The organism is Streptomyces formicae (assembly GCF_002556545.1).
Classification (GTDB): Bacteria; Actinomycetota; Actinomycetes; order Streptomycetales; family Streptomycetaceae; genus Streptomyces; species Streptomyces formicae_A.
In genome coordinates this window covers 5,534,272-5,553,388 of sequence record NZ_CP022685.1, presented here as the reverse complement: position 1 = coordinate 5,553,388, position 19,117 = coordinate 5,534,272, and the positions used below count along the sequence as shown (strand labels likewise).

The 19,117-nt window shown below is 71.7% G+C and carries 19 protein-coding genes; 11 read left to right on the top strand and 8 right to left on the bottom strand.

The window, feature by feature from the left end; all coding sequences use genetic code 11:
* Position 1: 1 nt before the first annotated feature.
* Genes KY5_RS24140 through KY5_RS24120 form a run of 5 tightly spaced genes read right to left on the bottom strand, consistent with a single transcriptional unit; the run spans position 2 to position 3,552 of the window.
* Positions 2-571 carry a NuoI/complex I 23 kDa subunit family protein gene (locus KY5_RS24140; protein WP_098244211.1) on the bottom strand — a complete coding sequence of 190 codons (570 nt, stop codon included), beginning with the start codon at positions 569-571 and terminating at the stop codon, positions 2-4.
* Positions 571-1,539, bottom strand: coding sequence for a complex I subunit 1/NuoH family protein (locus KY5_RS24135; RefSeq protein ID WP_098244210.1), 969 nt, complete (start codon positions 1,537-1,539; stop codon positions 571-573). The genes KY5_RS24140 and KY5_RS24135 overlap by 1 nt, the downstream gene beginning before the upstream one ends.
* Complete coding sequence (locus KY5_RS24130) at positions 1,536-2,573, bottom strand: NADH-quinone oxidoreductase subunit C (RefSeq protein ID WP_098244209.1); 1,038 nt, start codon at positions 2,571-2,573, stop codon at positions 1,536-1,538. The genes KY5_RS24135 and KY5_RS24130 overlap by 4 nt, the downstream gene beginning before the upstream one ends.
* Positions 2,570-3,172: an NADH-quinone oxidoreductase subunit B gene (locus KY5_RS24125; RefSeq protein ID WP_098244208.1), complete on the bottom strand. Its 603-nt coding sequence runs from the start codon at positions 3,170-3,172 to the stop codon at positions 2,570-2,572. Before KY5_RS24125 ends, KY5_RS24130 begins: the two co-directional genes overlap by 4 nt.
* On the bottom strand, positions 3,163-3,552 hold the full coding sequence (locus KY5_RS24120; protein ID WP_055547887.1) for an NADH-quinone oxidoreductase subunit A: 390 nt from the start codon (positions 3,550-3,552) through the stop codon (positions 3,163-3,165). Before KY5_RS24120 ends, KY5_RS24125 begins: the two co-directional genes overlap by 10 nt.
* A gap of 195 nt (positions 3,553-3,747) precedes the next feature.
* Between KY5_RS24120 and KY5_RS24115 the strand changes: the two genes are divergently transcribed.
* From KY5_RS24115 to KY5_RS24090, 6 genes are all read left to right on the top strand, one after another.
* The gene (locus KY5_RS24115) at positions 3,748-4,950 is read left to right on the top strand and encodes a sensor histidine kinase (RefSeq protein WP_098244207.1); all 1,203 of its coding nucleotides are present in this window, start codon (positions 3,748-3,750) and stop codon (positions 4,948-4,950) included.
* Positions 4,951-5,050: 100 nt separating this feature from the next.
* Positions 5,051-6,409, top strand: a complete 1,359-nt coding sequence (locus KY5_RS24110) for a sensor histidine kinase (RefSeq protein ID WP_098244206.1) — start codon at positions 5,051-5,053, stop codon at positions 6,407-6,409.
* Positions 6,410-6,512: 103 nt separating this feature from the next.
* A complete protein-coding gene (locus KY5_RS24105) occupies positions 6,513-7,979 on the top strand; it encodes a hypothetical protein (RefSeq protein ID WP_098244205.1) in 1,467 nt (488 codons plus the stop codon).
* A gap of 79 nt (positions 7,980-8,058) precedes the next feature.
* Entirely contained in the window at positions 8,059-8,718 is a 660-nt protein-coding gene (locus tag KY5_RS24100) for a response regulator transcription factor (RefSeq protein WP_276204652.1), read from the top strand.
* Between the two features lie 328 nt (positions 8,719-9,046).
* Positions 9,047-10,975 (top strand): 2-oxoacid:acceptor oxidoreductase subunit alpha, encoded by a 1,929-nt coding sequence (locus KY5_RS24095; protein ID WP_098244204.1) that lies wholly within the window; start codon positions 9,047-9,049, stop codon positions 10,973-10,975.
* The gene (locus KY5_RS24090; protein WP_098244203.1) at positions 10,968-12,059 is read left to right on the top strand and encodes a 2-oxoacid:ferredoxin oxidoreductase subunit beta; all 1,092 of its coding nucleotides are present in this window, start codon (positions 10,968-10,970) and stop codon (positions 12,057-12,059) included. Before KY5_RS24095 ends, KY5_RS24090 begins: the two co-directional genes overlap by 8 nt.
* Positions 12,060-12,096: 37 nt before the next feature.
* Here the strand turns inward: KY5_RS24090 and KY5_RS24085 are convergent, their stop codons facing one another.
* Positions 12,097-12,477 (bottom strand): winged helix-turn-helix transcriptional regulator, encoded by a 381-nt coding sequence (locus tag KY5_RS24085; RefSeq protein ID WP_098244202.1) that lies wholly within the window; start codon positions 12,475-12,477, stop codon positions 12,097-12,099.
* A 122-nt stretch (positions 12,478-12,599) separates the two neighbouring features.
* Between KY5_RS24085 and KY5_RS24080 the strand changes: the two genes are divergently transcribed.
* Positions 12,600-13,460: an NAD(P)H-binding protein gene (locus tag KY5_RS24080; RefSeq protein ID WP_098244201.1), complete on the top strand. Its 861-nt coding sequence runs from the start codon at positions 12,600-12,602 to the stop codon at positions 13,458-13,460.
* Positions 13,461-13,596: 136 nt separating this feature from the next.
* Positions 13,597-14,586 (top strand): EamA family transporter RarD, encoded by a 990-nt coding sequence (gene rarD / locus KY5_RS24075; protein WP_234362842.1) that lies wholly within the window; start codon positions 13,597-13,599, stop codon positions 14,584-14,586.
* A gap of 70 nt (positions 14,587-14,656) precedes the next feature.
* Here the strand turns inward: rarD and KY5_RS24070 are convergent, their stop codons facing one another.
* Positions 14,657-15,538 carry an NAD(P)H-binding protein gene (locus KY5_RS24070; protein WP_098244200.1) on the bottom strand — a complete coding sequence of 294 codons (882 nt, stop codon included), beginning with the start codon at positions 15,536-15,538 and terminating at the stop codon, positions 14,657-14,659.
* A gap of 80 nt (positions 15,539-15,618) precedes the next feature.
* Between KY5_RS24070 and KY5_RS24065 the strand changes: the two genes are divergently transcribed.
* Entirely contained in the window at positions 15,619-16,533 is a 915-nt protein-coding gene (locus KY5_RS24065; RefSeq protein WP_098244199.1) for an AraC family transcriptional regulator, read from the top strand.
* Here the strand turns inward: KY5_RS24065 and KY5_RS24060 are convergent.
* The gene (locus KY5_RS24060; RefSeq protein WP_098244198.1) at positions 16,473-17,969 is read right to left on the bottom strand and encodes an MFS transporter; all 1,497 of its coding nucleotides are present in this window, start codon (positions 17,967-17,969) and stop codon (positions 16,473-16,475) included. The two genes, KY5_RS24065 and KY5_RS24060, sit on opposite strands and share 61 nt — an antisense overlap.
* Before the next feature lie 91 nt (positions 17,970-18,060).
* On the opposite strand from KY5_RS24060, the gene KY5_RS24055 reads away from it, so the two are divergent.
* Together KY5_RS24055 and KY5_RS24050 are read left to right on the top strand one after the other, a co-directional pair.
* Positions 18,061-18,537, top strand: a complete 477-nt coding sequence (locus KY5_RS24055) for a winged helix-turn-helix transcriptional regulator (RefSeq protein ID WP_098244197.1) — start codon at positions 18,061-18,063, stop codon at positions 18,535-18,537.
* 70 nt (positions 18,538-18,607) lie between these two features.
* Entirely contained in the window at positions 18,608-19,060 is a 453-nt protein-coding gene (locus KY5_RS24050; protein ID WP_098244196.1) for a VOC family protein, read from the top strand.
* The last annotated feature ends 57 nt before the right edge of the window (positions 19,061-19,117 follow it).

The window sequence follows — 19,117 nt, the reverse complement described above, 5'->3', positions numbered from 1 at the left end:
TTCACGACTCCTCGCCCTTCGCCTCGGCTGCGGCCGAGGCCGCGGCCGCGGCCTCGGCCAGCTTCTCGGCGGCCTTGCGGGCGGTGACGAGTTCCTTCGGGTCCTCGGCCGCCGGGTCGAGGGCGGGCGGCGCGGGGACCGTCCACATCCACTCGCGGAGCTTGTCGCGCTCGTGGGTGAGTTCGTGGATGTCGGTCTCGGCGTACTCGAACTCCGGGGACCAGAACAGCGCGTCGAAGGGGCAGACCTCGATGCAGATGCCGCAGTACATGCAGAGGGAGAAGTCGATGGCGAAGCGGTCGAGGACGTTGCGGCTGCGCTCGCGGCCGCCGGGGGCAGCGGGCGGGACCGTCTCCTTGTGGGAGTCGATGTAGATGCACCAGTCGGGGCACTCGCGGGCGCACAGCATGCAGACCGTGCAGTTCTCCTCGAACAGGCCGATGACGCCGCGGGTGCGCGGCGGGAGTTCGGGCTGGGCGTCGGGGTACTGCTCGGTGACGGTCTTCCTCGTCATCGTGCGGAGGGTGACGGCGAGGCCCTTGGCCAGGCCGGACCCGGGGAGCGGAGGCATTAGTTGATCGCCACCTTCACGATTCCGGTGAGCGCGATCTGCGCGAGGGCGAGCGGGACGAGGAAGGTCCAGGAGAGCTTCTGGAGCTGGTCCTCGCGGAGACGGGGGTAGGACACGCGCAGCCAGATGACCAGGAAGGCGAGGACGGCCGTCTTGAGCAGGGTCCAGACCCAGCCGAGTCCGTCCGCGCCCCACGGGCCGTGCCAGCCGCCCAGGAACAGGACGGTGGTCAGGCCGCACAGGACGACGATTCCGGCGTACTCGGCGAGGAGGAAGAGGGCGAAGCGCAGGCCGGTGTACTCGGTGTACGCGCCGAAGATGATCTCGGAGTCGGCGACCGGCATGTCGAACGGCGGGCGTTGCAGCTCGGCGAGGCCCGCCACGAAGAAGACCAGGGCGCCGACGATCTGCCAGGGCAGCCACCACCACGCGAAGGCGTCGACGATGCCGGGCAGCGAGACCGTGCCCGCCGCCATCGCGACCGAGGCGGCGGCGAGCAGCATCGGGAGTTCGTAGGCGAGGAGCTGGGCGGCGGTGCGCAGGCCGCCGAGGAGGGAGAACTTGTTGGCGCTCGCCCAGCCCGCCATCAGCGAGCCGAGCACGCCGACGCCCATCACCGCGAGCACGAAGAAGATGCCCGCGTCGACGACCTCGCCGACCGCGCCCTCGCCGGGGCCGATCGGGATGGCGATCAGGACGAGGAGGTAGGGCAGGAGGGCGACGGCGGGCGCGAGTTGGAAGACGCGGCGGTCGGCCTCGGCCGGGACGACGTCTTCCTTCTGGGCGAACTTCACGCCGTCGGCGACGAGTTGGGCCCAGCCGTGGAAGCCGCCCGCGTACATGGGGCCGAGGCGGCCCTGCATGTGGGCCATCACCTTGTGCTCGGTCTGGCCGATGACGAGGGGGAACACCAGGAACACCGCGAAGACGATGACGAGGCGCAGGGCGACGTCGAGGGCGTCGTTCACTCGGTGCCTCCTGTGCGTCCACCGTTGTCCGGGTTCTGGATGGGCTCGGGCTGCTCCGGCTCGGGCCGACCCGGCTCGGGCCGACCCGGCTCGGGCTGACCCGGCTCCGGCTGCTTCGCCTCGTCGAACGTCGGGCGGGCGTGGTGCCACGGGGCGTCCGAGCCGCTCGGCGCCGGTGGCTGTGCCGCCTCGGGCTCAGCCGCGCCCTCCGGGGCGGGAGTCGGCTCCGGAGCCGCTGCCGCCCGCTGGGACGCCGAGCCCTGGCTGACACTGCGCGAGCGCCTCGCGGGACGGGCGGGCGCCGCGCTCTCGGCCGCCCCCGCTTCCGCCGCTTCCGCCGCCCCCGCGGCCCCCGCGGCCCCCGCTTGGCTCGCCGACCCCTCCCCCGCCGTACGCGTCCTGCGCGCCGGACGCTCGCCGCCCGCCGCCGCGCGGCCCGCGCCGCGTGCCGGGCGGGACGGGGCCGGGGGGAGCTGGCCCTTCAGCGGGCCCCACTCGTTCGGGTCGGGCACGCCGGGCGGGAGCATCTGGCGGCGCTTGGGGCCGCCGTGCTCGGACTCGCCCGGCTCCTTGGCGCCCGGCCACGCCTTGGCGACGCGGGCGGCCAGGACGAAGTCCTTGCGGAGCGGGTGGCCCTCGAAGTTCTCGGGCAGCAGCAGCGGGACGAGGCCGGGGTGGCCCTCGAAGGTCACCCCGAACATCTCGTGCGTCTCGCGCTCGTGCCACGCGGCGCCCGCGTAGACGTCGACGGCGGAGGCCAGGACGGGGGCCTCGTGCGGGACGGTCGTACGGACGAGGAGTCGGCGGACCGGCGCGAGGGCCACGACGTGCGCCGAGACCAGGAAGCCGGTGCCCGGTTCGTCGACCGCGCTCAGCCAGTCGAAGTAGGTGCAGGAGAGCGTGGTGCGAGCCGTCTCCAGGGCGGTGGTCCAGGCGGCCGCGGGCACGTCGACGGTCAGGACGTCGTACGACTCCTCGGCCGTCGCCTCCGGGCCGAAGAGCTCCTCGACGGGGCTCGGCAGCCAGCCGGTCATGTGGTGGCCTCCCCCGGGGCGGGCGGTTTCACCAGGCCGCTGCGGAGCGCGGCCGTCGAGGGGCGGGCGCCGGACCCGTTGCCGTAGCGCTCGCCGAGCGACTCGCGCGCGATCTTCTCCTGGAGCTTGAGGATCCCCTGGAGGAGCGCCTCGGGGCGGGGCGGGCACCCGGGGACGTACACGTCGACGGGGATGATCTGGTCGACGCCCTTCGTCACGGAGTACGAATCCCAGTACGGGCCGCCGCAGTTCGAGCAGGCGCCGAACGAGATGACGTACTTCGGCTCGGGCATCTGCTCGTAGAGGCGCTTCACCGCGGGTGCCATCTTGTCCGTGACCGTGCCGGAGACGACCATCAGGTCGGCCTGGCGCGGGCCCGGCGCGAAGGGGATGACGCCGAGCCTGATGAAGTCGTGGCGCGCCATGGACGCGGCGATGAATTCGATGGCGCAGCAGGCGAGGCCGAAGTTGAAGACCCAGAGCGAGTACCGGCGGCCCCAGTTGAGGACCACCTTCATCGGCTCGGGGGCGAGGCGCGCGAGCGCGCCGAGGCGCTTGGGCTCCGGAAGCAGCACCGGCTCCGGGGGAGTCACGTCCACGTCAGGACGCCCTTCTTGTATGCGTACAGCAGGCCGACGGCGAGGAAGCCGAGGAAGATGAACATCTCCACGAGGGTCGTCGCGCCGTAGCCGGGCGCGGCGAAGACCGTCGCCCAGGGGAAGAGGAAGATCGAGTCGACGGCGAAGATCACGTAGAGGAACGCGTAGACGTAGTAGCGGACCTGGGTGTGGGCCCAGCCCTCGCCGACCGGGTCGACGCCGCACTCGTACGTCAGGAGTTTCTCGGGCGTCGGGACCACCGGTCGGAGCAGTCGTCCCGCGCCGAAGGCGACGGCGACGAACAGCACGCCCACGACGGCGAGCAGCCCGACGACGGAGTACGACTGGTAGTAGCTCGCCGCGACGTTCGTCACGTGCACGTCAGTCCCTCACTCCCTGACCGCCCTTGACCCTGACCCTGTTCGACGATCTGTACGCACGGGAGTCTAGGGCCTGCTAAAGCCTCGGTAAGCAGAGCGTCACGCTTCGGTCAGGGCGAGGTGGGGTTATCCCCCGCTCCTTCCGGGCGGCGGCCCGCATGGCTTTGCGGCGCCCGACCGGGCACTCTGGCGCGTATGACCGCTAGCACCACGCCACTTCACGACGACCGGCCGCCGCCCGTGCGCTTCGCGTACGACGCGCACACCTGGAAGGAGATCGCGCACCTCCTGGTGAATCTGCCCGTCGGCATGCTCGGTTTCGTCTACGCGGTGTCCGTGCTGGCCATCGGCGTCCCCCTGACGGTGACGGTCGTCGGCCTTCCGCTGCTCGCGGTGGGGCTGCTCGGTGCCCGCGTCCTCGGCAGGGCGGAGCGGGCGCGCGCGAGGAAGCTGCTCGGCGTGCAGGTCGACGAGCCGAGCCCGATGCCAGCGATCGCCTCGTCCGGCTTCTTCGGGCGGCTGTGGGCGAGCCTGAAGGACCCGGTGGGCTGGCGCACGATGCTCTACTCGTTCGTCCGGCTGCCCTGGGGCGTGCTCACCTTCGCGGTCATGGCGACCGGGCTCTTCGTGGCCTGGCCCGTGCTGCCGTTCATCGCACGCGGCCTGGCCAACGCCGACCGGGCGATGGTGCGCGGGCTGCTCTCGCCCTCCGACGAACTGGAGCGGCGCATCGCCGAGCTGGAGTCGGACCGCGGCGTGGTCGTGGACACCGCGGCCGCCGACCTGCGCCGCATCGAACGCGACCTGCACGACGGCGCACAGGCCCGCCTCGTCGCCCTCGCCATGGGCCTGGGCCTGGCCAAGGAGAAGCTCACCGAGGACCCCGAAGCCGCCGCACGCATGGTCGACGAAGCCCACGGCGAAGTGAAGGTCGCCCTCCAGGAACTCCGCGACCTCGCCCGCGGCATCCACCCCGCCGTCCTCACCGACCGCGGCCTGAACGCCGCGCTCTCCTCCCTCGCCGGGCGCTGCACCGTGCCGGTGAAGGTGACCGCCGACCTCCCGGCGCGCCCCGCGGCCGCCATCGAGGGCATCGCGTACTTCACGGTCTCCGAGCTCCTCCAGAACGTCAGCAAGCACAGCGGCGCGCGGTCCGCGCGCGTCGAGGTGTGGCGCGCGGACGACCGGCTCCTCATCCAGGTGGAGGACGACGGGCGCGGCGGCGCGCGGCTCGACGGGGGCACAGGCATGGCGGGGCTCGCGGACCGGCTCGGCGCGGTCGACGGGATCTTCGTGATCGACTCCCCCGAGGGCGGACCGACCACGATCACGGCGGAACTGCCCTGGCGCGACCGCGCCACGGACCCCGAGCCGCAGCGCGACGCCCGCCGGAGGTAGGGAAAACCCCCGGCCGAAGACGCCGACGCCCTCCATGGTCCGAGGCCGCGCGGGCGGCGAGTCTGGAGGCACGACAACCGAGCAGAAACGGACGACAGCGATGGCCACGGAATACGGACAGGGGTACACGCGGATGGACCGGCCGGACTTCCGGGCGACCGACGTCGAGGAACGGCGGCGCCACCGCGTCCCCGCCGGGCTGCGCGCCCCGATCGAGGCCCGCACCTGGCGGGAGCTCACCTACACCGTGCTGAGCCTGCCGATCGGCATCACCGCGTTCGTCTTCGCCGTCACGATGGTCTCGCTCGGCGCCGGGCTCCTGATCACCTTCATCGGCGTCCCGGTGCTCGCGGGGGCGCTGGCCGCCTGCCGAGGCATCGGCGCACTGGAGCGGACCAGGGCCCGGGTGCTGCTCCGGATGGACGTCGCCTCTCCCGAGCCGCTGCGGCCGCGCTCCAACGGCCTGATGTCGCACATCGGGGCCGTCCTCAAGAGCGGCACGTCCTGGCGGAACCTGCTCTACTGCCTGCTGCTCATGCCGTGGTCGCTGTTCTCGTTCGTCGTGGCGATCGTCTTCTGGACGTACGGCTGGATGATGCTGACGTACCCGCTGTGGTTCTGGCTCTTCCCGATGTACGGCGGTCAGGGCGGCATCCAGCTCTACAGCGACAACGGCCACCAGATCTTCCTCGACAACCCCTTCGAGATCGCCGTCACCGCGGCGACCGGCCTGCTGGTCACGCTGGCCACGCCGTGGATCCTGCGGGCCCTGACCACCGTGGACCGCCTGATGGTGCACGGCCTGCTCGGCCCCTCGCAGCTCGCGACCCGCGTCGTCGAGCTGGAGTCGGACCGGGGCGTGGTCGTGGACACCGCGGCCGCCGACCTGCGCCGCATCGAACGCGACCTGCACGACGGCGCACAGGCCCGCCTCGTCGCCCTCGCCATGGATCTGGGCCTGGCCAAGGAGAAGCTCACCGAGGACCCCGAAGCCGCCGCACGCATGGTCGACGAAGCCCACGGCGAAGTGAAGGTCGCCCTCCAGGAACTCCGCGACCTCGCCCGCGGCATCCACCCCGCCGTCCTCACCGACCGCGGCCTGAACGCGGCACTCTCCGCGCTCGCCGCCCGCTGCACCGTGCCGGTCCAAGTGGACGTGGACCTGTCGAGCCGTCCGGCGGCCGCCATCGAGGGCATCGCGTACTTCACGGTCTCCGAGCTCCTCCAGAACATCAGCAAACACAGCCGGGCGACCCAGGGCACGGTCGACGTCTGGCGGACCGAGGACCGGCTGATGCTCCAGGTCACCGACAACGGCGCGGGCGGCGCCGACGTCTCGGCGGGTTCGGGACTCGCCGGGCTCGCGGAGCGGCTCGACGCGGTCGACGGGATCCTGGTGGTCGTCTCGCCGCACGGCGGACCCACCACGATCACCGCGGAACTGCCCTGGCGCGCCTAGCACTTGGGCCACCCGCCCGGGCCGCGGGAACCGGCCCTTCGCCTCCCCCGGATTGGATACCTTCGCCCCCAGCGGTCGAGGACGTCCCGGGGGAGGCACCACCATGCAGAGGGTCCGGCCACGGCTGCGCGAGCGGCTCGCGCAGCGGCTGAACGGCACCGCCCCCGCACCGCCCCAGGACACGGGCGGCGGCGTCGCGGCCACGAACGGCCGGCCGTACGACTACCGGGTCCGGGTCCTCGTGGAGATCCACCGGGATCCGGACGAACTGGCGCTCGCCGAAGAGGTGTTGACCGGCCGGGGCTGGCCGGTGCGGGCGCCGAAGCCCGGCGAGTACGCGCCGGACGAGGTCACCGACGGCTACGTGCCCCGGATCGTGGAGGTCCGGCTGCTCGGCGCCCGCGAGGGCGCCGCCCAGCAGGCGCTGCACATGGTGATGGACCTGGCGCGCGCCACGGAACTCGCCCTGCACGTACGGGACGCGGCACTCATCCAGCACCGGCCCGATCCGCACATCACCTGGGAGGTCCACCCGAAGCGGGTGCCGGGACCGCGCGAGCGGATCCGGCGGTTCTGGACCGACGACGACACGGACGACGAGACCCCGCAGCCCCTGCGGGTGATCCGCATCCCCGAGCAGGCCCCGGAGTCGGACGCGCTCGCGGCGGCGGCCTCGCACTCACCGGCCTGGCCGCCGTTCGACGCGGCGGAGCACGGGGTGCGGCCCGCGCGGATCAACCGGGCGTCGCCCGCGTGGTGGGGCCAGGCGTTCCTGGCGGTGCTCACCGTCGGCGCGGCGATGCTGGCCATCCGCTTCCTGCACTTCCCCGACGAGCACGCGTCCGTCCTCGACTCCGCCCTGCTCTCCGTCGGCATCTCGGTGATGGGCCTGCTCACCGCGGTCTTCGGCGCGGGCGCCTGGTTCGCGCTGCGCCAGTCGAGCGCGCTGCGGCACGTCCTGCCCTGGGCGCTGCCGGTCGCGCTGCCCGCCGTGTTCGCCGCGGTTCCGCAGGTGGGGCAGCTGCTCCACACCTCGTACCTCTCGGCGTTCGACCTGTCGGGCGAGGTCGACGGCGGCGGCTGGGGCGACGCGCTCAGGGCCGGGCTCTTCCTGACGGTGGCGGCGCTGTACGGGCTGCTCATCGGGCTCGGCGCGGGCGGCTGGGTGTACCGGACCACGGCGCGCTCGGGCACGCTCCTCGGCATCACGCTGTTCATCGGCGTCTACGCGGGGCTCGCCGCCGGTCTCTTCCTCGCCACCACGGTTCTGGAGCGCGCGGGCGACTCCGGGGACGACGCCCGCGCGGCGGCGGCCGCCTACCGGGCGCCGGGCCCCTATTACGGCCTGGAGGCGGAGTTCGTCTGCGTACTCCCGAAGGACAAGGAGGCCCCGGTCTACGGGGGCCGGCTGCCCACCGGCCGCCCGCTGCTCACCTTCGGACCCAAGGGCGATCGCGTCTCGCTGTGGGATCCGAAGGCGGAGCGGGCGCTCGGCATGCGGCTCGAAGACGCCACTTTCGTCCCCGCCAAGAGCGAACACGGCAAAGCCATCTGTCCACGAACGCCATAAGGCCCCTCCGTCCGCGCGATACTGAAGGGGTTGGGGGCCGGAATTTCATACGCGGGGGGCCGTGGACGTGGAGGACAAAGTGCGGGTGGTCATCGCCGAGGACTCGGTGCTGCTCAGGGAGGGCCTGACCCGGTTGCTGACCGACCGCGGGCATGACGTGGTCGCTGGTGTGGGTGATGCCGACGCACTGATCAAGACGATCACCGAGCTGGCGGCGGAGAACGCCCTGCCGGACGTGGTCGTCGCCGACGTGCGGATGCCGCCGACCCACACCGACGAGGGGGTGCGCGCCGCGGTCTACCTGCGCGCCCAGCACCCCGGTCTCGGCGTCCTGGTCCTCTCGCAGTACGTCGAGGAGCAGTACGCGACCGAGCTGCTCGCCGGTTCGAGCAGGGGCGTGGGCTATCTGCTCAAGGACCGGGTCGCCGAGGTGCGGGAGTTCGTCGACGCGGTGGTGCGGGTGGCCGACGGGGGCACGGCGCTCGACCCCGAGGTCGTGGCGCAGCTGCTCGGCCGCAGCCGCAAGCAGGACGTGCTCGCGGGGCTTACTCCGCGTGAACGCGAGGTACTCGGCCTGATGGCCGAAGGACGGACGAACTCAGCGGTCGCCCGGCAGCTCGTGGTGAGCGACGGAGCCGTCGAGAAGCACGTGAGCAACATCTTCCTGAAGCTCGGCCTGTCCCAGAGTGACGGGGATCACCGCCGCGTGCTCGCGGTGCTCACCTACCTCAACTCATAGGGAACTGACACCCTGTCAGATGACGTCACGGGCGACCGCAGGTCGGACGCCCGCCGGATCGGCCGACAGGCAGTCGCAAGGGAGCCACTAGAGCGCCGCAAGGAAAGCCATAGAGAGTCCTAGAACCAAAGGATGAGCGGGAAGCGTCATCCAAGAAGGGCCGGGGGGCGAGGCAAACCATGACAAGTCGGTACGTAAGGGCGTCTCAAAAGCACGTCCACCATCCGAGCTACCCGAGGAAGGCGACCCTTACAGACGTAGGGTGGACCTTGGAGGCGTCAGCCGTCCTGGCGTTTCCGCTCAGCCGCCTCGAGGGAGGTCCAGTTCAGTGACCAGCCAGGTCAGTAGCCCAGCCGAGCACGCCGACGGGGCAGTCGTCGGAGAGCAGCGCAAGCACACGGGTGAGAAGGACGTACGCCGCCTGGATCGTGTGATCATCCGTTTCGCGGGTGACTCCGGTGACGGCATGCAGCTCACCGGCGACCGGTTCACTTCCGAGACCGCTTCTTTTGGCAACGACCTGTCGACGCTGCCGAACTTCCCCGCGGAGATCCGCGCACCCGCCGGAACGCTCCCGGGTGTCTCCTCCTTCCAACTCCACTTCGCCGACCACGACATCCTCACGCCGGGCGACGCGCCGAACGTCCTGGTGGCGATGAACCCGGCGGCCCTGAAGGCGAACATCGCCGACGTGCCGCGCGGCGCGGAGATCATCGTCAACACCGACGAGTTCTCCAAGCGGGCGATGCAGAAGGTCGGTTACGACGTCTCGCCCCTTGAGGACGGCTCCCTGGACGGCTACAGCGTGCACCCGGTGCCGCTGACCACGCTGACCGTGGAGGCGCTCAAGGACTTCGACCTCTCGCGCAAGGACGCGGGCCGCTCGAAGAACATGTTCGCGCTCGGCCTGCTCTCCTGGATGTACCACCGGCCGACCGAGGGCACCGAGAAGTTCCTGCGCACCAAGTTCGCCAAGAAGCCGGACATCGCCGAGGCCAACATCGCGGCGTTCCACGCGGGTTGGAACTTCGGCGAGACCACCGAGGACTTCGCCGTCTCCTACGAGGTCGCCCCGGCCTCGCAGGCGTTCCCGACCGGCACCTACCGCAACATCTCGGGGAACCTCGCCCTGTCGTACGGGTTGATCGCGGCGGGCCGGCAGGCCGATCTGCCGCTGTACCTGGGCAGTTACCCGATCACGCCCGCCTCGGACATCCTGCACGAGCTGTCCCGGCACAAGAACTTCGGCGTGCGCACCTTCCAGGCCGAGGACGAGATCGCGGGCATCGGCGCCGCGCTGGGGGCGGCCTTCGGCGGCTCGCTGGCGGTCACCACCACCTCCGGGCCCGGGGTGGCGCTGAAGTCGGAGACCATCGGCCTCGCCGTCTCCCTCGAACTGCCGCTGCTGATCGTGGACATCCAGCGCGGCGGCCCGAGCACGGGGCTGCCGACCAAGACCGAGCAGGCCGACCTGCTCCAGGCGATGTACGGGCGCAACGGCGAGGCCCCGGTGCCGATCGTGGCGCCGAAGACCCCCGCCGACTGTTTCGACGCGGCCCTGGAGGCGGCCCGGATCGCGGTGACCTACCGCACCCCGGTCTTCCTGCTCTCCGACGGCTACCTGGCCAACGGCTCGGAGCCGTGGCGCATCCCGGACGTCGACGAACTCCCGGACCTGCGCGTGCAGTTCGCCTCGGGCGCCAACCACACCGAGGACGACGGCACCGAGGTCTTCTGGCCCTACAAGCGCGACCCGCAGACCCTTGCCCGCCCGTGGGCGATTCCGGGCACGCCCGGTCTCGAACACCGCATCGGCGGCATCGAGAAGCAGGACGGCACGGGCAACATCTCCTACGACCCGGCCAACCACGACTTCATGGTCCGCACCCGGCAGGCCAAGATCGACGGCATCCAGGTCCCCGACCTGGAGGTCGACGACACGGGCGGCGCCACCACCCTGGTCCTGGGCTGGGGCTCGACGTACGGGCCGATCACCGCGGCGGTCCGCAGGCTGCGCGCGGCGGGCGTGCCCATCGCCCAGGCCCACCTGCGCCACCTCAACCCCTTCCCGCGGAATCTGGGCGAGGTGCTCGGGCGTTACGAGAAGGTGGTGATCCCCGAGATGAACCTCGGTCAGCTCGCCACCCTGGTACGCGCCCGGTTCCTGGTGGACGCGGTCTCGTACAACCAGGTGAACGGCATGCCGTTCAAGGCCGAGCAGCTCGCCACGGCTCTCAAGGAGGCCATCGATGGCTGACACGAAGACGGCCGGGTCGGAGGGGACCGGGAGCACGATCGAAGCGCTTTCCCTGGTGCCCAAGGCCGAGGCCAAGCAGTCCATGAAGGACTTCAAGTCCGACCAGGAGGTGCGCTGGTGCCCCGGCTGCGGTGACTACGCCGTCCTTGCCGCCGTGCAGGGCTTCATGCCCGAGCTCGGGCTCGCGAAGGAGAACATCGTCTTCGTGTCCGGGATCGGGTGCTCCTCCCGCTTCCCGTACTACATGAACACCTACGGGATGCACTCCATCCACGGCCGCGCCCCGGCCATCGCCACCGGACTCGCCTCCTCGCGGCGGGACTTGAGCGTCTGGGTGGTCACCGGCGACGGCGACGCGCTCTCCATCGGCGGCAACCACCTCATCCACGCCCTGCGCCGCAACGTGAACCTGAAGATCCTGCTCTTCAACAACCGGATCTACGGACTCACCAAGGGCCAGTACTCGCCGACCTCCGAGGTCGGCAAGATCACCAAGTCGACGCCGATGGGATCGCTCGACGCGCCCTTCAACCCGGTCTCGCTCGCGATCGGCGCCGAGGCGTCCTTCGTGGCCCGCACCGTCGACTCCGACCGCAAGCACCTCACCTCGGTGCTCCGCCAGGCGGCCGAGCACCCCGGCACGGCGCTCGTGGAGATCTACCAGAACTGCAACATCTTCAACGACGGCGCCTTCGAGGTCCTCAAGGACAAGCAGCAGGCCGAGGAGGCGGTGATCCGCCTGGAGCACGGGCAGCCGATCCGCTTCGGCGCAGACGGCACCAAGGGCGTGGTCCGCGACGCCCTGACCGGTGACCTGAAGGTCGTCGCGGTCACCCCGGAGAACGAGGGCGACATCCTCGTCCACGACGCGCACGCCACGTCGCCGACGACGGCCTTCGCGCTCTCCCGGCTCGCCGATCCCGACACCCTGCACCACACCCCGATCGGCGTCCTGCGCGACGTCGAGCGGCCGGTGTACGACACGCTCATGGCCGACCAGCTGGACAGCGCCATCGAGCAGAACGGCAAGGGCGACCTCGCCGCGCTGCTCGCGGGCGGCGACACCTGGACGGTCGTCGGCTAGTCCGAAGTCCCGTTCATCGAGGCCCGGTCCTGATCCATCAGGACCGGGCCTCGTCGTATGCCTCACGCGCCTTCTCGACGTCGCCCATGCGCCGCTTGGTCCAGGTCGCCAGGGTCCTGACCTGCGCGGCGGCCTCGCGCCCGAGGTCGGTCAGGGAGTAGTCGACGCGGGGTGGGATGACCGGCTTGGCGTCGCGGTGCACCAGGCCGTCGCGCTCCAGGGTCTGCAGGGTCTGGGTCAGCGACTTCTCGCTGACGGTACTGATCTCACTGATGGCGCGCCGCAGCTCGCTGAAGCGGTACGAGCGGTCTTCGAGCGCGATCAGGATCAGGACGCCCCAGCGGCTGGTGACGTGCTCCAGGACCAGACGGTAGGGGCACATCGCCTCGACGAGGGACTTCCGGTTGCTTACGGCCATGCAAGTACCTTACTTCAAGGTGGGTACTTACGGATAGTTAGTGCCACCGCTAGGGTGAGTGGCAGACAGTACGCAAGTAGCCGGAAGCACACTGAAGCGTTACTCACCAGGAGATTGCAGACATGAGCATCGTCGTCACCGGAGCCACCGGACACCTCGGCCGTCTCGTCGTCGAGGGGCTGCTCGCCGCCCGGGTCCCGGCCGGGGAGATCGCGGCCGTCGTCCGCGACAAGGACAAGGCCGCCGACCTCGCCGAGCGCGGCGTCGAGCTGCGGGTCGCCGACTACAGCGCCCCCGAGACCCTGCGCGGCGCCTTCGCCGAGGGCGACCGCGTCCTGCTGATCTCCGGCAGCGAGGTCGGCCGCCGGGTGCCGCAGCACCGCGCCGTGGTCGAGGCCGCGCGGGCGGCGGGCGTCGCGCTCCTCGCGTACACGGGGATACTCGGCGGCCCCGACGCCGACTTCGACCTCGCGGCCGAGCACAAGGAGACCGAGCGGATCATCCTGGACTCCGGTCTGCCGCACGTCTTCCTGCGCAACGGCTGGTACCACGAGAACTACACCGAGCACCTCGCCCCGGTCCTGGCCCACGGCGCCGTCGTCGGCTCGGCGGGCGACGGACGCATCGCCTCCGCCTCGCGCGCCGACTACGCCGCGGCCGCCGTCGCCGTCCTGACCGGCGAGGGCCACGAGGGCAAGACCTACGAGCTGAGCGGCGACGTGGCGTGGAGCCTCGCCGAGTACGCCGCCGAGGTCGCCGCGCGCAGCGGCAAGGACATCTCGTACGCGAACGTCCCCGCCGAGGAGCACCTCGCGGCCCTGACCGGCGCCTGGGTTCCGGAGCCGATGGCGGCGATGCTCGTCGACGTGGACGCGGCCATCGGGCGCGGGCGCCTGGCCGGGACGAGCGGTGACCTGGCGCGGCTGATCGGGCGGCCGACCACGCCGCTCGCCGACGCCGTCGAGGCGGCGCTCAAGGGCTGACACCGGGACGGGCCCGCCGTCCGCGGCGGGCCCGTGCGTGTCATGAGCGTCTCCCTTTTACGGGCATGACAGTCGGGGGTTCCCGGCGCTACCTTCTTGAGTGCAGCGTGGGGCTGCCGTGCGCGAGGGAGGGCCCGTGGACAGCGAAGCAGCCGGACAGTCGAGAAGTGAGCAGCGGATCGGGCTCCTGAACGGCTTCGCGGCGTACGGGATGTGGGGTCTGGTCCCCCTTTTCTGGCCCCTGCTCAAACCGGCCGGTGCCGTCGAGATCCTCGCCCACCGGATGGCCTGGTCCCTCGTCGCGGTCGGCATCGCGCTGCTCTTCGTACGGCGCTGGGCCTGGGCGGGCGAGCTGATCCGGCAGCCGCGCAGGCTCGGCCTGGTGGCGATCGCCGCGGCGGTCATCACTGTGAACTGGGGCCTCTACATCTGGTCGGTGAACACCGGCCACGTGGTGGAGGCCTCGCTCGGCTACTTCATCAACCCCCTCGTCACCATCGCCATGGGCGTCCTGCTGCTCGGCGAGCGGCTGCGGCCCGTGCAGTGGGCGGCGGTCGGCGTCGGCCTCGCCGCGGTGCTCGTGCTCGCGTTCGGGTACGGCAGGCCGCCGTGGATCTCCCTCGTCCTCGCCTTCTCCTTCGCGACGTACGGCCTGGTGAAGAAGAAGGTCAACCTCAGCGGCCTGGAGTCGCTCACCGCCGAGACCGCCGTGCAGTTCCTGCCCGCGGTCGGCTACCTGGTGTGGCTCGGCGCGCAGGGCGACGCCACGTTCACCTCCGAGGGGCCCGGGCACGCGGCGCTGCTCGCCGCGACCGGTGTGGTGACCGCCATCCCCCTGGTCTGCTTCGGGGCCGCGGCGATCCGGGTGCCGCTCTCCACGCTGGGGCTGCTCCAGTACCTCGCGCCCGTCTTCCAGTTCCTGCTCGGGATCCTGTACTTCCATGAGGCGATGCCGCCCGAGCGGTGGGCGGGGTTCGCGCTGGTGTGGCTCGCGCTGTCGTTGCTGACGTGGGACGCGTTGCGCACCGCGCGGCGGGCGGCTGCCGCCAGGGAAGCGGTGGCCTTGGCGGGTGCCTCGGTTCCGGCCGGCCCGAAGGGGCGTGAGGCTCGGGAGACGGTCGTCTGAGCCGGTGGGCCTCCGCGGGTTCGCTGTGGCTGGGCGCGCAGTTCCTCGCGCCCCTTACGGGGCGCCCCGGTTACGGGGTCCAAGCGCCCGCCTCCGCACGTTCCTTCACGTACTCGGAGAAGTCGCGCGGCTCGCGGCCCAGGACGTCCCTGACGGCTGAGGTGGGCGCCGCGTTGTGGCCCTCGGCGAGGAAGACGAAGACGCGGGCGAGGGGGCGGGCCGCCTCCTCGGGGACGCCGTCCGCCAGGAGTTCGCTCACGTACCGCTCCTCCGTGACGTGCTCGAAGCGCAGCGGCCGCCCCGACGCCGCGGCGATCTCCGCGACCGCATCGCCGAAGGAGAGCGCGCGCGGGCCCGTGAGCTCGTAGACGCGGTGCGTGTGGCCCTCCTCGGTGAGCAGGGCTGCCGCCACGTCCGCGATGTCCCGCACGTCGACGAACGGCTCCGGCGCGTCCCCGGTGGGCAGCGCGAGGCGACCGGCGAGCAGGGGCGCGTGGAAGAGGTCCTCGTCGAAGTTCTGCGCGAAGTTGTTGGGCCGGATCACGGTCCAGTCGACCTGGGCGTCACGGACCACCTGCTCCGCCTCCGCCATGCCCGGCTCGAACGAGTGGCCGTACGACTCGACCCCGCGGCCCGAGAGGACCACGAAGCGCCGCACGCCCGCCGCCTCGGCCTGCGCGACGAAGTCGGCGATCGGCTCGGGCTCGGCCGGGACGACCAGGTAGATCGCCCGGACGCCCGCGAGGGCGGGGGCCCAGGTGGCGCGGTCGGTCCAGTCGAAGCGGGTCGGGGAGGTCCGCGACGCGGCGCGGACGGCGTGTCCAGCCGCGCGCAGCCGGGCCACCACGTGGCGTCCCGTCTTGCCGGTGGCGCCGAGTACGAGGATGGGACCGGGGGAGGAAGCGGAGGCGGGAGCGGTGGGCTGGGGCGTCTGCTGCTCGGTCTCTGTCATGGGGCAAGCCAACTCCCCTCACGGGGCCGGTGACATGGGCGTCCGTCTCGCAGGGATCGGTGTCCGTCTACCGTGGGGGCATGGATGCTCTGGGGGATCTGCTGCGCGGGGTACGGGCGGACGGCGCGCGGTTCGACCGTGCGGTCCTGACGGGGCCCTGGGAGGTGACGTGCGCCGAGGGCGCCGCCCTCGAACTGATCACCGTGGTGCGCGGCTCGGCGCTGCTCACCGCGGAGTCGGGCGCGCCGCGGACCCTGCACGAGGGAGACACCGCCGTCATCTCCACGACCGCGCCCTACACGGCGTCGAGCGCGGGCGGCTCGGGCTCCGGGTCCGGCTCCGGCTCCGGGTCAGACGCGGGCTCCGGCTTCGACGGGTGCGAACTGGTCGCCGGTGCCTACCAGTTCGACGGCTCCGTCGGCCGACGGCTGATCAGCGCGCTGCCGCCGCTGCTCGTCGTGCCGGGCGGCGCGGAGTGCCTGCCCATCATCGAGCTGATCGCCGCCGAGGTGTCCGCCGACCGCCCGGGCCGCCAGTACGTGATGGACCGGATGCTCGACTGGATGCTGGCCTGCACCCTGCGCGACTGGTTCGACCTGCCGGGCTCCCAGCCGCCCGCCTGGTACCGCGCGCTCGGCGACGACGTGGTCGGCCCCGCCCTGTGCGCCATGCACGACGAGCCCGCCCGGTCCTGGACGGTGGCGGCGCTCGCCGCGCGCTCCCAGGTCTCGCGCGCGGCCTTCGCCCGCAGCTTCACCGAACTGGTCGGCAGGCCCCCGATGGCGTACCTCACCGAGTGGCGCATGACGCTCGCCGCCGAACTGCTCGCCGAGCCCGGGGCGACGGTCGCCGCGGTGGCGGGGCGGGTCGGGTACGCCGACGGGTTCGGGTTCAGCGACGCCTTCAAGCGGATCAGGGGCATCGCGCCGAGCGGCTACCGCGCGTCGCTGACCGGCAGCCGGAGGGCCTCCGACGCGCTCGGAGCGGCGGTCTGACCGCCACCCGCGACGGCCGCCCCGCTCCCGCCCTCTCCCCCGCGCCTGCTCCTGCGTACGCCGACCGTCGCGACGACCACGCCGAGGGCCGCCATGACCACCGGGACGACGAGCGCCACCCGGAACGCCGACAGGTCAGCGCCGTCCGCCCCGCCCGCGTGTCCCGTGTGACCGCCGGAAGCGGCGAGTCCGTAGACCGCGGTCACGGCGGAGATGCCGATCGCCGCGCCGAACTGCGTGGCGGTCTGCAACAGCCCGCTCGCCAGGCCCTGTTCCTTCGCGGCCACGCCGTCCGTCGCCGCGATCATCTGCGGGCCGAGCGTGAGCGCGAAGCCGGTGCCCGCGAGGAGCAGCGTCGGGAACATCGCCAGGTACGACCAGTCGGCGCCGACCGGCAGGAACAGCACGTACGCCGCGAAGGCCATCAGGAAGCCGCCGAGGATCACGCGGGTGTTGCCGTACCGCCTGACCAGGCGCGGGGTGAGCGTCGGTGACAGGAGGACGTCGCAGCCCAGCACCAGCATCGCGACGGCGGTCTGCCAGGACGGCCAGCCGCGCAGCTCCTGGAGGTAGAGCGTCAGGACGAACTGGAAGCCCATGAACGCCCCCAGGTAGAGCAGCGACCCGAGCCCGGCCCGCACCACGGACCCCGTGCGGAAGATCCCGAGCCGCACCAGCGGGTCCGCCGTACGCCGCTCGATCCCCACGAACGCGGCGACGAGCAGCAGCCCAGCGAACGCCGCGGCGACCGTCAACGGCCAGTCGGCGAGGCCGTGTTCGAGCCGGACGATGCCGTACGCGAGCAGGAGCATGGCCCCGGCGGCCGCCGCGGCCCCCGGCAGGTCGAACCGCCGGGACGGCTTGGTGCCGGTGCGCGCCGCCTCGGCGGGGACGAGCCGCAGCGCCGCGGCGAGGATCGCGGCCGCGAAGAACACCGGCGTGAAGAACACCCACTGCCAGCCGAGTTCGGTGAGCAGCCCGCCCACGACGAGGCCGAGCGAGAAGCCGCCCGCGGATGTCCCCGCGAAGACGAGCAGCGCCTTGTTCCGCTCGGGGCCCTCCTCGTACGAGGTGGTGATGATCGACATCGCGGCGGGCGTCATGAACGCCGCGGCGACACCGGTGACGAACCGCGCGACGACCAGCATCCACCCCTCGGTCGCGAAGCCGCCGAGGCCCGAGAAGACCAGGAAGACCCCTAACCAGACGAGGAACATCCGCCGCCTGCCGAGCAGATCGGCAGCGCGGCCGCCGAGCAGCGTGAAGCCCGCGTACCCGAGGACGTAGGCGCTGACCACCCACGCCGCCGTGCCGGTCGAAAGGCCCAGGTCGGACCGGATCGAGGGGATCGCGATCGCGACCATGGCGATGTCGATGCCCTCCAGGAAGACCGTCCCGCAGAGGACGAGCAGCAGCGCCCAGGCGCGTGCACCCATGGTGGAACTCCTTCGGAGGCAGGGGCGGTTACTCGGCCGAGGGTCGGTTCCCTCTTGTAACCACTGGCATCCTGCGGCAGCATCCGGGGGCATGGAAGAAGGCACTTTGAAGTCACCGAGTAACCGCGAGGGCACCGTGGACCACGAGGTCACCGTGGACCACGGGGGCTCCGTGGATTACGGGGAGGCCGACCCCTTCCAGTGGGACACCCGCGAGGACTGCCAGGTGCGGCAGATCCTCGACCGGGTCGCCGACAAGTGGTCGCTCCTCGTCATCGCGCTCCTGGACCGCCGCCGGCTGCGCTTCACCGAGCTGCGGCGCGAGATCGACGGGATCAGCCAGCGCATGCTCACGGTCACGCTGCGGCAGCTGGAGCGCGACGGCCTGGTGAAGCGCACCGTGCATCCGGTCGTGCCGCCCCGCGTCGAGTACGAACTCACCCCGCTCGGCGGCACCTTGCACCACACCATCCAGACCCTGGTCTCCTGGACGGAGGAGCACCAGAACGAGATCGCGGCGGCCCGCGCCGACTACGACGCACGCGCCGCCGCGGAGGAATCACCCTGATCCGCCCCTCAACGAGCCTCAGGGCGCATGGAGTTCACCAACCCCTCGGTAACCGATATAACTGGTTACCATGACAACCCTGCACTGGAAGCTCGTCATCGACGCCAACGACCCGCACGCCCAGGCGTCCTTCTGGGGCGAGACGCTCGGCTACGAGGTCGAGGACAACAGCGCCCTGATCGCACGGCTCCTCGACCTCGGCGCGGCACCCGAAGCCGCGACCCTCGACTTCCGCGGCCGCCGCGCCTGGCGCGACCTCATCGCCGTCCGGCACCCCGACGACCCCTACGACGAGGCCAGCGGCACCGGCCTGGGCCGCAGGATCCTCTTCCAGCGCGTGCCCGAGACGAAGAACGGCAAGAACAGGCTGCACCTCGACGTGCACTCCGAGCCGGGCCACCGCGACGACGAAGTGGCACGCCTGCAAGGGCTCGGTGCCTCGGTGGACCGGCACGTCAAGGAGCCCGGCGGCGAATGGGTGATCATGAAGGATCCGGAGGGGAACGAGTTCTGCGTGCACTGACGGGAGCGGCACCCAGGCGCAGGCGGCCTCGCCCCTCGGCGGGTGACAGGTGAGCGG

Bases quoted from the DNA above. Each gene is read 5' to 3' on its own strand.
- KY5_RS24140 (WP_098244211.1), bottom strand. From the start codon at position 571: ATGCCTCCGCTCCCCGGGTCCGGCCTGGCCAAGGGCCTCGCCGTCACC.
- KY5_RS24130 (WP_098244209.1), bottom strand. From the start codon at position 2,573: ATGACCGGCTGGCTGCCGAGCCCCGTCGAGGAGCTCTTCGGCCCGGAG.
- KY5_RS24115 (WP_098244207.1), top strand. From the start codon at position 3,748: ATGACCGCTAGCACCACGCCACTTCACGACGACCGGCCGCCGCCCGTG.
- KY5_RS24110 (WP_098244206.1), top strand. From the start codon at position 5,051: ATGGCCACGGAATACGGACAGGGGTACACGCGGATGGACCGGCCGGAC.
- KY5_RS24105 (WP_098244205.1), top strand. From the start codon at position 6,513: ATGCAGAGGGTCCGGCCACGGCTGCGCGAGCGGCTCGCGCAGCGGCTG.
- KY5_RS24090 (WP_098244203.1), top strand. From the start codon at position 10,968: ATGGCTGACACGAAGACGGCCGGGTCGGAGGGGACCGGGAGCACGATC.
- KY5_RS24085 (WP_098244202.1), bottom strand. From the start codon at position 12,477: ATGGCCGTAAGCAACCGGAAGTCCCTCGTCGAGGCGATGTGCCCCTAC.
- KY5_RS24080 (WP_098244201.1), top strand. From the start codon at position 12,600: ATGAGCATCGTCGTCACCGGAGCCACCGGACACCTCGGCCGTCTCGTC.
- KY5_RS24070 (WP_098244200.1), bottom strand. From the start codon at position 15,538: ATGACAGAGACCGAGCAGCAGACGCCCCAGCCCACCGCTCCCGCCTCC.
- KY5_RS24065 (WP_098244199.1), top strand. From the start codon at position 15,619: ATGGATGCTCTGGGGGATCTGCTGCGCGGGGTACGGGCGGACGGCGCG.
- KY5_RS24060 (WP_098244198.1), bottom strand. From the start codon at position 17,969: ATGGGTGCACGCGCCTGGGCGCTGCTGCTCGTCCTCTGCGGGACGGTC.
- KY5_RS24055 (WP_098244197.1), top strand. From the start codon at position 18,061: ATGGAAGAAGGCACTTTGAAGTCACCGAGTAACCGCGAGGGCACCGTG.
- KY5_RS24050 (WP_098244196.1), top strand. From the start codon at position 18,608: ATGACAACCCTGCACTGGAAGCTCGTCATCGACGCCAACGACCCGCAC.